The following is an 11,399-nucleotide window of genomic DNA, read 5'->3' on the forward strand; positions in this document are numbered from 1 at the left end:
ATTCAGAAGCCTCAAAACAGAATGGGTTCCAAGTACGGGCTACAACTCATTTAAGGAAGCAGAGCAAGATATTAGCTTTTATTTGATGAACTATTACAACTGGAGCAGGCCGCATAGTCATAATGATATGAAAGCCCCTGCAGTAGCAGAAGAAAAACTTAATTCACTGTCCGGAATTAGTTGACCACAACATTGATACTTTCCTGCTTTGCGAATTGACCTAATGATAAGCCACTTTCAACCAGCTTTCTAATGACTGCTTGCTTATGATCTTCTGGGTAATGCTTCACTCATAACTAACTTACCGCTCCCTGTTTTATTTTATGAAAAACTGAGGCGACAACTATCCTGACACAGGGGGTTACCCTGTCACAGTGTTGTGTAAGGTGTTTAGTGTACACCGCAGTAGCTATAAGTATTGGGCTAAAAGTGATTCACCCCCCTTCACCGGAGCAACTTCGTTTAGAAGCTAAAGTGAAAGCAATTCATAAGCTGAGTAATGGCTCTGCTGGCGCACGTACCATTGCTGGAATAATTACAAACAATGGTTACAAGTTAAGCCGTTATCGCGCTACAAAGCTGATGACCAAGTTAAATTTAACAAGCTGCCAAGTACCACAGCACAAATATAAACGTGGTGGCAATGAGCATCTTGAGATACCTAATAAACTAAATAGGCAGTTTGATGTTGTTGAGCCAAATACTGTGTGGTGCGGTGATGTCACTTATGTTTGGACTGGAAACCGCTGGGCATATTTAGCAGTTGTTATCGACTTGTTTGCTCGCAAGGTTGTGGGTTGGGCGATGTCATTCTCGCCTGACACCAATCTAACATTAAAAGCGTTAGAAATAGCTTATGAAAGTCGTGCTAAGCCTAGCGGACTGATATTCCATTCAGACCAAGGCAGCCATTATACAAGTTTGAGATATCGTCAAAGGTTATGGCGCTATAAAATTACGCAAAGCATGAGCCGTCGTGGTAATTGCTGGGATAATGCACCAATGGAGCGCTTTTTTAGAAGCTTTAAAACAGAATGGATGCCAACAGTTGGCTATCAGAATTTTAAAGAAGCTAAATACAGTATTAGCGATTATATAAATGAATATTACAACTACGTTAGGCCGCATCACTATAATGCTGGCCTAGCACCAAATGAGCCTGAAGTAAGATATAAAGATTCTAAAACTGTGGCCAAAATTAGTTGACCATTACATATGGTCTGAATGGTAACGAACTGAAAATTGGATAAATATATAGTTCCCAATGTCTTCGCCTGTAAGCCGCCCTCCATCTGAAGACTTGGCTGACTGAATTATATGAGCTGAAAGGAGTTCGAGTTGGCTTGGCGTTAATTTAGCAGGGCGTCCTTGTATCGGCTTACTATCAAGTCCTTCTAAGCCTTTATTTAAGTAGTTTGATACCCACTTATTAACACTGCTTCTCGCAGTATTCAAACGTTTGGCAATATTGGTTCGGTTTTCACCTTCTAAAAATAAGGATACTGCGAGTAATCGAATACGCTTTCTGGCATTTGATTCTCTTCGAGATAGTGCTAAGAGCTTTCTAGATGTATCTAAATCCATATAAGTGAGTATGCTTTAATCCGTGTACATATATTAGATCACAAACTTAAGCAGATTGGTATAAATCAGCAAAACCTCTAACAAGCAAGAGGTCAATTGCGAGTGAATAGCAGAGTATTTATTCTATTTTAGCGGTGCTAAGTATGTCAGCTTTAAATGAACAATGTACAAAAACTATAAAGCTTTTAGCTTCGGGGAAGTGTCCCCATGTTTAATTGAAGTGAGTAAGCTTGAAGATGCTTACTTAAAGGTACCGGACACTATTAATTAATCAGGTTTTATCTCAAGAGGTTCTAATGCTGTAAATGTTATTTTTAATTTTATAGCTTAATAATATCGTTTGCATGCTTATACGATACAGGTGTACCAATATCCATATAAGGGCCATCAACAAGCCAACCTTGCATAGAGCCAATCATAGTGGGCACTATATCTGCACATAGACTTAGCCTCTTCTCACTTAGCATTGGCTGAAAAAAACGTTGGAATACTTTGGGGGAAAATAAAAAGACAGCTCCATTTGCTAAATTAGTTGGTGGTTGAGCTACTTTTTCGAAATACCCTGTTATTATGTTCAGTTCATCTAGTTCGACAATGCCACAAGATTGTGGTGTGTCAGAGTAAAACAATAACATTGTTACATCAATATGGCTTGCTCGGAAGTTGTGCGCTGAGATTAGCCCACTTAGATCACTGGTGGTAAAGTTATCGGCATGAGCGATTAAAACATCCGAACTATCCCAAAACTCTCTATTGTTAATTAAAGTGCCCCCTGTATCAAGCAGTTCAGTTTCATGCGAAAGGTAAATTTGTTCTCGGTATTTATGTGAATGCACAAATGCTTCAACGAGTTCTGATTTATAGTGGGTGTTGATTAAAATTTTAGATATTCCTAATTTAATCAGCTTTTCTATCCAGTAATCAAGTAGAGGTCGTCCACCAATCGGAACTAAACATTTTGGTATAGTGTTAGTTAGGGGCTTTAATCTTGTGCCCAGCCCTGCAGCAAGTAAAACGGCTCTCATTGTTGCCTCATTGATTTATCAAGAATGTGTCGTAAAGTTTGCGCTTTCAAGGGTGAATTACCTAAAGTTGAAACCTGACATGCGGAGGATAAGTTGGCTAAGTAGAAAGCATGCCAAGGTGTTGCTCCTACACAAAGCGCTAAACTACTCGTTGCAAGAAAGCAGTCGCCGGCACCTGCTGGGTCTATGGCATTCTTATTAAAAGCGGGTAGCGTATCATTTTCCCATGTATTGTTTTTGTTATCCGGAATATGAATAAAAACACCTTCTCCAGCTAAAGTTACCACGAGGTTTTCTGGGTTTGCGCGCTCACATAGCTTATTTGCAAGTATTACCAATCCATCATCGGAATTATTCAGAGCAACGCGTACTTCTTTTTCTGTTGGTGTAAGTAATTTTGTATTCTTATATCTAGATATATCTCCTACTTGTGAGGAAGTTTGGCTATCAGCAACTATTGTTACTTTATGTTTGGCGCATAGAGTCGAAATTTTATTGACTAAATCTTGCGGCAAAATACCATAATTAAAGTCTGAATAGACGAGTAGATCAATATTAGTGACGAGGTTCTCAATATATTTGTATATCTCATCTTGTAATTGTTTTGATATTTTATGCTGTCTTAACTTATTGACTCTTAGTAGAGTTTTAGAACCCGCACGGTATCGCGTTTTTAATGGCGTAGGCCTGCTTACATCGCTTAAAAGGTGGTATTTCAGTTGATACTTATCAATATTATTTTTTACATAATTCTGTATGTCATCGTCACCTAGTACAGAAATAAGTGTAACTTCATCAGCTCCAAGTGATTTGATATGCCCTGCGGTGATAGCTGCACCACCTAAGAATAGTTCATTTTTCTCTGGCGTCATTACAATGGTGGGATCTTCTTGAGATATGCCAACAGCTGTTCCATGAACATATTCATCGACTATTATTTCACCTATGACGGCAACACGCAATGTTTGAATATGATCTAAGATATCATGCAGAGCTGTTTGGGTTATGTTATGTCTTTGTGCGTATCGTTGTGCCTGGGTAAAGTCGTAGTGTTCGTATAGTGACTGTGAATGTCTCGAATATTGCTCAGAGTTCGTCTCAAATTCGCCAGAGCCAAAAATTAGTTTTCCGCCATAACTATCAAGTACACTTTGTTCTTGATTGAGTTGAGTTTCATGTTCCTTGCCCTTTACTACGGCATAAGGCTTTAGTCTAAGAATATTTTGTTCTGGAGATGTAGTGCTGATGAAAGCTTCATCTACACATTCGAGTGAATTAACTACTTCAAGCCTATGCTGCTGTTTAACTCTGCTTTTAACTTCCATTTGCTCATCGCTGGTTACAGCTACAACGAGATGATCACCACACTCTCGTGCAAATTTTAGTAATCGAATATGACCAGGGTGTAAAACATCAAAGTTTCCTGTGACAAGTATGAGGCGCTTCATTTTTTTCACTTTAAATTAGTTCAGTATAATATTGTTTAAATATTGTAAGCCGAGGCTTTGATCAGTCGGAGCAAACTTTGCATTTTCAGTGCCACTATTATTAAATGGTCCCTGAGTTGTTTCAACTACGACGAAAATATCACTTATTATAACAAGTGTATGAAATTGATTTTCTGGAATACGACAGAATTTACATGCATTGGGACTTAGTTCAAGCTGTGAAATGATAGTTCCACTAATATCAAAAATGATGAGTCGTGCTTCGCCTTCAAGTACAGTAAACGACTCCACTTTATGCTCATGTTTATGTGGTGGTACATACGTCCCTTTACAAAGAGCAATAACCATCTCTTGTAAAGCGCAATGATTACTTTCATGTAGGCAAATGCGTGCTCGTTTTCTTTCTGAATTATTAGCTCGTTCTTTTAAAAATAATAAGTCATCTTTTCTTATGAACGGGTACTTTTCAGTAAAACGGTAGACTTCGTATGATTCTTCACGCAAATATTTAGGCATTGAATATTTGTGATTTTGTTTAGTCATGTTCTTTAAATGCCCGTATCAATAACACACTTGATGATAAGTAAGTATTCTTTGCAACGACCCTCGCCTCACTTTCAGGGCTTAATGTTGAAATACATACGGGTGCTTGTTCTACGTTAATATTGGCACTTGCACTGATAATAATATCGCTACCTGGGAGATACATGCCAATTTTATTAGGGTTATCGTCAATAACATAGTCAATATATTCCGACAATTGGTAAAAATTTATAAATCGAATGCACATATGACCAGCACCAAATACGGCTATCCCCCCATATTCTTGCTTTAGCTTTTTTAACTGCGTTTGCCAAGCACATTGCGTTTCAAGAAAAGTTTTGGCAAAAGATTGCACGGGTTTTAAGCAAACATGTTTGACAGAGTGTGGTATCTTTTTTTGCGCCTTTTTAACGAGAAGAACAAGCGAGTCTTCATAGTCGTATTTAAACCGCCAATAATGAACGCGCTCTAAGCCGCTTTGTTCGATTAGCGCATCTACGGATGATTCTGTAAAGTACAAAAAGTGCTCTTCCCAAATGAATGGGTGATTATTATGCTCAAAGATATGTTCGCTAGCAGGCAACTCAATAAGGATATAACCAGTATCATCTATGAAGCTGCTTAATTCTTTTAATAACTTAACTGGTTTATCAGAATGTTCAATTAAGTGCCTAGCAATAACTAAGTCACTTTTAATTCCAATGACGTTTCTATCACAAATAGCTTGTTGGACTGTTTCTAGTCCGTGTGACTCAGGTATAGGCTGCGGCTGTATAGTTGCTTGTGAACATTCAAGCATGTCAGTATACCTAGACAGCATTGAGGCATCTTTATAAGTCGCTCCAAGTACTTTCTTTAAGTTGTCGAAGCCGATAATGTGTGCGCTCTGTTTAACAACTTCATCAAGGTGTGCTTCGGGCTCATTATAAGCTAGCCAGTTTAGGCGTGGCCTCAAGTCTTCAATTGAAGGGCTATTTACCAGCTGGGCAGTACCGCAATGTGTACATTGCCCAAAAGTAAGCTCATAGCTAGGGGCCGTATTTGGTGTCGTTTGAAAGTTATTGCAAATAGGCTGAGGCCCAAAGTTAAGTATGAGTTTGACATTTTTTTGATGGCACACTTTACATGTGTAACTGTTCTTTGCATGGTATTGTGCGACTATAGTTGAAACAACTTGTTGCAAAGGTTGAGGGGCTATTTTAAATACTTCATTTGTATTACGCATTCCCAAGCCACTATACAGTGGTAAAAATGGTATTTTTATACCGGCTTTAGTTGAAGTGGTCGCCTCGATTAGCTTTTGTGAATGTCCCATTGTTATCGCAATGTTTTTCGCAAACTCATCATACTTAACATTCTTTTCACCAGAAAGGTGAAAGGTGCCTGCGATGCCTGATAAAGCAATTTTTGCTATAGATTGGGCAGCGAATTCACGTGTTATAGGCGCAAAAATAAGGTCAGAAAAGGGGGTTATTTTGTTATTATTAGCAAGTTCCGGTAACCATGATGGGAGGGGGGAGACACTCGCATCTAATATTTTTGTCAGGCGTATAATATTTAGTTTAGATTCACAAGCGAGAAGCTTTGCGCGTTTTTGTAAGCCTAACTCCGCATCTACTTTGTGTTGAGCATATGGAAATGAAGGAGACAAAGAGGTGTCTTCGTTACACCACGGTTTATCGCCACCAAACACGGTGTTAGTAGATATAAATGTGACAAATGCTCCTTTATTCCAGCATGCTTGTGCGATTTCAATCATATTTATGACGTTGATAGTGTATGCGTCAGGATCAGTAGCACATGCGTGATAATTCCAAATACCAGCGAGTAAAATAACGTGGTCGTATGCGTTAGACAACTTTGGTTGAAGTAAATCTAAAAAAGGTCTGTATTGTGAGACTGAAGACTTTCTTCTGGTCGATAGATAGCTCTCTACATGCATACTATCGAGTTCTACGCCAAGCTGTTTACCTAAAAAGCTATCACCACCGACAACTAAAACTTTGCTTTTTTCCATAATTAGGCTTCTCTTATTATCACTTTAGGGGTCAGTACAATAAACTTACCGCCTTTATCTAAGTAAGCTTGGTTGTCACGAATAATTCGCTCACAGTGTACCCAAGCTAAGATTATTGTGTAATCAGGCATTTTTTCTAGCAATGTCGAAGTAGGTACTATTGGAATACCATCACCAGCGGGGTACTTTCCTACTTTCTGAGGGTGATCATCGAGGATATATTGAATGACACCTTCGATACCTAGTTGCGAGATTAAAGTTTGCCCTGAGCGTGCAGCACCGAAAGCGGCAATAGTGCAGTTGTCGTTAATTAGTTGCATTGTTAATGCCTGAGCATCCGCTTTAAGGTTTGAGATAGCAGCTTTTAACTGGGAAATTTTACTAAAATGGTTTAATTTTTGGGTTATTTCAATTGATATTTGCTCGTCAACACTTGGGTAAATATGACGCTTTCCACCCATGTGTTGTACTGCACCAATTAAAGAACCATGTTGAATAGAGACGTGTTCAACATCAATGATTTCTAATTGGTGTTGAGCAAGAAATCTTTGTAATGGAATGAGGGAGTGGTGACTCATATGCTCATGAAAGATTGAGCCAATTAACACCTTATCTATAACATCCAGTAAATATTGCACTTCGAAAAAAAAGACGCCGTCGTCGTCTAATAGTGCCTTAATACCTCGTGTCATTGCATGTAGATCATCAGCATGTGCGTATGCATTAAACGCTGTGATTACTTTCGCTTTTCCGTGCTCGGCAATAATTTCAGACGCTACTCCAGGATCAAAGCCTGAGGCAATTGTTGGAATACCTTGTGCTTGTGCAAATTTAGCTACTTGTGATGCAGGGTCAACGCCTTGCACAGAAAAACCAACTTTTTGGAAGTTGACTAATAAAGAACCATCATTGCTCCCGATATCAACGACTAAACCTGAACTCCCTAGCGTATGTTTTTTAATCGCGGCTTTTGTGAATGATTCAAAGTGTTGCTTCATACCTTTAGCTTGACCTGATAAGTAGGTGTACTCTTGCCATAAAGTATCTGAATCTAAAATATCGAGCTGCTGAACATGGCTGCAATTGTTACAGAAATATACATCCACAGGAAATCTCGGAATAGCTTGTGCTTGCTCTTTTGTTTCGAGATAAAGTTCTTGTGGAGGGATAGGGTGCATACTTACCGCAAGCGATATATCTTCTTCATTACATAATCGACATGTGCGTCGATGTTTAATGTTAATAGTCATACTGTGACTTCTGCCTCGAGTAATTACATGTGAGTGTGCCAGCTTTCAAATTTTTGAAAGGCTGCTTTGAGGTTTATATATGAGTCTTTCCCCCAAAACACTTTGTTATAGTCTGTACTTTTAAAATAGGGCTGCTGTTTATAGGGAAAACCAGTTGCCTCCATGGTACTTTTGGATATTGAAAAAAATTGTTCATCGTTCCATCTAAATTCAATGGAGTTACAGTCTTTTACAAAATAAAAAGCATTACTAGGGCCAGTATTTACAGACATTGTCAAAAAAGCTTGCTGATAAAACGCAATTCTAACAGTTAAATCTAAAGACGCGGCGGGAATGCAAGTTACATTTCGGAGGGACTCTGGGAGCTCTCCATAAAGGTTATAAGTATCCCGCATGAGTGCTGGATAATATCCTCGCTCTTCAAGCCAAGTAACAAACATACCTAACGACATTAAGTCCGAGTTTCTAAAAGGCTGTTGTGTATATTCTCTTAAATTAATAACGACCAAAGGCTTTTCTTGGCTAAAGGTGGCTATAAACTGTTTAGCAATAGCGGTGGCTTGTGTAGGAGCTTGAAAGATCTTAGATGTAAGACCAGATGCTATATCCTCTCGGATATCGTTAAATGTAACCATATTCTTTGGGTTTTCTAAATCATAGGTAGAACAATCACTGTTTGAGCTATTTAAAGGGTAGTGCAGTAGTTGCTCACGATAAGTTAGCACTGAAACCCCAGTTATACTGGGTAAACAACGTGCTAAATGCAAAATGATTTGATGAGTTCGCCAGACTGTATCGTCAGCATCATGATGAATATTAGTTTGAAAGTGTCGTGAGTCAGAGATCGGGGGCAAAATCAAAAGGTGGATATGTTTTGCGCCTCTTTTTTTTCTTTGTGACTCTATAGAGCAAAAGAAATTAACGGCATCAAATGATGGCAATGACTTCGCAAGATCAAAGGTAGTGTAAAAAATCTTATTTGAATTTAAAGGCGGTTGACGAGGAGCAAGTGGCTCAATAAGGCAGCTTACGCAATTGAAAAAGCAGATCTTTTCGTTAGAGAACCCTTTTAATAATAAGCTGTTAGATATTTCTTCTACATACATTGAGCAAATGATAATTTTATCTATACGGCCTTCATCAATTTCAGATAGAGCTTGTAGATTAAGAACACTATAACCAGGAAATACCTCTTTCCCGTGTGTTGATGCAAGTATTACTTCTTCGTTAATAGTTTTCAGAAGAGTTTCTGTTACTTTATTTATTCCATATAAAACGATCATAGTTTAGTTATTTTGCTGCTTTTATTTATTTTATGTAAATCTTCTGGCTTGCCGATATCAGCCCAAGTTTCATGCATAGGAAACACAATGGTTTTCATATTATTTTTCATCAAAGATGTGAACAATTGTGGCATATCACTCGCTTTATTGTCATAAAGGTGATTGATTGCGTCTTTATTTAATACGTAAACGCCTGCATTGATTTGTGACTTTATGATAGGTTTTTCTTTAAAGCCTAAAATGTTAATACCATCATTTTCTACGACACCGAACGGGTTCTGCCATTCGTGTGCTCTGACTGCCATGGTAGCGATCGCACCATTTTCAATGTGAAAGGTGAGAAAATCACTGAAGCGAAGGTCAGACATTACATCGCCATTAGTGACGACAAACTGTTTATGAGGGCTTGATTTCAATTGGGCCAGCGCACCGGCAGTACCTAAAGGCTCCTGTTCCTCTAAGTATTCGATGTTAATATTCCAGCGCTTGCCTGTGCCAAAATATTGCTTAATTTTCTCACCTAAATAATTAATCGAAATAATAAAAGTTGAAAACCCTTCCTCCTTTGCTCGCTCAATAATATGCTCTAGCATAGGCTTACCAGCAACTTTTAACATAGGCTTTGGGCATGTATTTGTATAAGGTCTTAACCTGCTTCCTAAACCACCAGCCATTATGACAAAAGGGACCTCAATAGTGGGGTCACATGGCTCAATGTCTTCCCATATATGCAGGCCTATTACTTGATGCTCGTCATTTACAATAGGCACTTTGTGTACTTTGTTTACCTTCATAAGGTGCACTACTTGACTCCGATTGATATGGGGAGTGACAACCAGTGGCGTTGTATGCATGATTCGGTTTATTGGAGCATCTAAAGGAAGCTCTTTAAGCAAAGCTCTCCTAATATCTCCATCAGTGACAGTACCGAGCAAAGTATTTTCGTTATCTACAATGAGCGCAATTTGCAAGCCACTCTCATCGATCGTCCTAACGGCATCCCTAATTGAGTGTTTAGTAAGTAATAGGCATTTATGCCATTGAATATTTTGTTTTGACACTTAAATGCCTCAATATTTAGCTAGTGGACAACGTGCACATGCAGGTATTTCATGAGACCGTCCTTCAGCATGTAACTTTCTTAGCTTACTATATTCATCACCTTGCCAAATTTCGGAGATGGTTTGTTCATGTACATTGCCGACAACCAGTTCCCTCTTACTATCAATACAACATACCGTGGCGACACCATCTGGGTGAACAAACATGCGTTGCCATAATTGTGGGCAACAGAATCTATTGTCTCTTGCAGTGAGGTCAATTAAAGTCATTTCGCTGTTATTTTGGTCACCGTGATCTAGGTAATCCACATAAGCAACGGCATCTACAATCGGTTCAAATAATGCTTTGAATTTGGGCCATTCGTCTTGGTTTTCTTTCATTAGCACCATAGAAACACGAGTAAAGGGCTTTATTGAGCCACGTTCATCACGCATTTTAATAAAACGCTTAATATTACCAAGCACTTCCTCATACTCAGCGCCTTCTCTAATTTTTTCATATTGTGATTTGGTTGGCGAATCAAAAGAGAAGAATAATTTGTCGATACCTGAGCTCAGAAGCTTTTCAGCATTTTTTTCTGATAGATAGGTGGCATTGGTATTAAACATAACATCAATAACCCCTTTTTCTTTCGCATACTCAATCATTTTAAATAGCTTTGGGTTTAATAATGGCTCACCGAGGTAGTTATATTTAACTGATCGCAGGCCATTAGTAACACCTTCATCAATTAACTTTTTATAAAGCTCAAAATCAAAATTCTCTACTTTCCAAAACGTTCCATTAGCTTCCATTTCTGTGCGTGGACACATAGTACATTTTAAGTTGCATGAGCTGGTTGCTTCGATATCAAGGTGAATGGGGAACTGTTGGACAATACGGTTTTTTGGGTGGCTCTCCCATTCCTCTCTATAATCCCAATACTCTTTTGGTAACGTTGACTCCCAACGTTCAATTTTTTCGTTGGTATCAACATGGTAATTGTGATCTATGGGTGTATCTACATCAAAGTCCGCAGCTAGGTTATTATTACTCATATTTACCCCTTTAAAACCCATTATTATTGAGCATGGTTTGTAACCGTAAATAGTATTTCTCAGTGCTTGCCTTTAATAATTGTGACAACGTTTTATCGCAATGTAGTAAGCCTGATTTATTCAATATTTTTAAAACTTTGTTGAGATGAG

The 11,399-nt window shown here is 38.5% G+C and carries 9 protein-coding genes and 2 pseudogenes; 2 read left to right on the forward strand and 9 right to left on the reverse strand.

The window, feature by feature from the left end:
* Together BGP78_RS22760 and BGP78_RS13100 are read left to right on the forward strand one after the other, a co-directional pair.
* Positions 1 to 184 (forward strand): annotated as a pseudogene (locus tag BGP78_RS22760) (IS3 family transposase); the annotation flags it as partial.
* Positions 185 to 362: 178 nt separating this feature from the next.
* Positions 363 to 1,206 (forward strand): annotated as a pseudogene (locus tag BGP78_RS13100) (IS3 family transposase); the annotation flags it as partial.
* A gap of 3 nt (positions 1,207 to 1,209) precedes the next feature.
* Here the strand turns inward: BGP78_RS13100 and BGP78_RS13105 are convergent.
* The 9 genes from BGP78_RS13105 to BGP78_RS13145 form a co-directional block, all read right to left on the reverse strand.
* A complete protein-coding gene (locus BGP78_RS13105; protein WP_119861789.1) occupies positions 1,210 to 1,584 on the reverse strand; it encodes a helix-turn-helix domain-containing protein in 375 nt (124 codons plus the stop codon).
* 320 nt (positions 1,585 to 1,904) lie between these two features.
* Positions 1,905 to 2,609 (reverse strand): nucleotidyltransferase family protein, encoded by a 705-nt coding sequence (locus BGP78_RS13110; RefSeq protein ID WP_119861790.1) that lies wholly within the window; start codon positions 2,607 to 2,609, stop codon positions 1,905 to 1,907.
* The gene (locus BGP78_RS13115) at positions 2,606 to 4,057 is read right to left on the reverse strand and encodes a PfkB family carbohydrate kinase (protein WP_119861791.1); all 1,452 of its coding nucleotides are present in this window, start codon (positions 4,055 to 4,057) and stop codon (positions 2,606 to 2,608) included. Before BGP78_RS13115 ends, BGP78_RS13110 begins: the two co-directional genes overlap by 4 nt.
* A gap of 15 nt (positions 4,058 to 4,072) precedes the next feature.
* Complete coding sequence (locus BGP78_RS13120; RefSeq protein ID WP_119861792.1) at positions 4,073 to 4,600, reverse strand: WbuC family cupin fold metalloprotein; 528 nt, start codon at positions 4,598 to 4,600, stop codon at positions 4,073 to 4,075.
* Complete coding sequence (locus BGP78_RS13125; protein WP_119861793.1) at positions 4,593 to 6,617, reverse strand: sugar nucleotide-binding protein; 2,025 nt, start codon at positions 6,615 to 6,617, stop codon at positions 4,593 to 4,595. Before BGP78_RS13125 ends, BGP78_RS13120 begins: the two co-directional genes overlap by 8 nt.
* A gap of 2 nt (positions 6,618 to 6,619) precedes the next feature.
* A complete protein-coding gene (locus tag BGP78_RS13130) occupies positions 6,620 to 7,867 on the reverse strand; it encodes a class I SAM-dependent methyltransferase (RefSeq protein WP_119861794.1) in 1,248 nt (415 codons plus the stop codon).
* A 23-nt stretch (positions 7,868 to 7,890) separates the two neighbouring features.
* Positions 7,891 to 9,150 carry a hypothetical protein gene (locus BGP78_RS13135; RefSeq protein ID WP_119861795.1) on the reverse strand — a complete coding sequence of 420 codons (1,260 nt, stop codon included), beginning with the start codon at positions 9,148 to 9,150 and terminating at the stop codon, positions 7,891 to 7,893.
* Positions 9,147 to 10,211: a nucleotidyltransferase family protein gene (locus BGP78_RS13140; protein WP_119861796.1), complete on the reverse strand. Its 1,065-nt coding sequence runs from the start codon at positions 10,209 to 10,211 to the stop codon at positions 9,147 to 9,149. The genes BGP78_RS13135 and BGP78_RS13140 overlap by 4 nt, the downstream gene beginning before the upstream one ends.
* Positions 10,212 to 10,220: 9 nt before the next feature.
* A complete protein-coding gene (locus tag BGP78_RS13145) occupies positions 10,221 to 11,249 on the reverse strand; it encodes a radical SAM/SPASM domain-containing protein (protein WP_182912284.1) in 1,029 nt (342 codons plus the stop codon).
* Positions 11,250 to 11,399: the final 150 nt, after the last annotated feature.

This window comes from Pseudoalteromonas sp. MSK9-3 (assembly GCF_003590335.1).
GTDB lineage: Bacteria > Pseudomonadota > Gammaproteobacteria > Enterobacterales > Alteromonadaceae > Pseudoalteromonas.

Coding starts and splice junctions, on each gene's coding strand:
- BGP78_RS13105 (WP_119861789.1), bottom strand. CDS start 1,584: ATGGATTTAGATACATCTAGAAAGCTCTTAGCACTATCTCGAAGAGAA.
- BGP78_RS13115 (WP_119861791.1), bottom strand. CDS start 4,057: ATGAAGCGCCTCATACTTGTCACAGGAAACTTTGATGTTTTACACCCT.
- BGP78_RS13135 (WP_119861795.1), bottom strand. CDS start 9,150: ATGATCGTTTTATATGGAATAAATAAAGTAACAGAAACTCTTCTGAAA.
- BGP78_RS13120 (WP_119861792.1), bottom strand. CDS start 4,600: ATGACTAAACAAAATCACAAATATTCAATGCCTAAATATTTGCGTGAA.
- BGP78_RS13145 (WP_182912284.1), bottom strand. CDS start 11,249: ATGAGTAATAATAACCTAGCTGCGGACTTTGATGTAGATACACCCATA.
- BGP78_RS13110 (WP_119861790.1), bottom strand. CDS start 2,609: ATGAGAGCCGTTTTACTTGCTGCAGGGCTGGGCACAAGATTAAAGCCC.
- BGP78_RS13130 (WP_119861794.1), bottom strand. CDS start 7,867: ATGACTATTAACATTAAACATCGACGCACATGTCGATTATGTAATGAA.
- BGP78_RS13125 (WP_119861793.1), bottom strand. CDS start 6,617: ATGGAAAAAAGCAAAGTTTTAGTTGTCGGTGGTGATAGCTTTTTAGGT.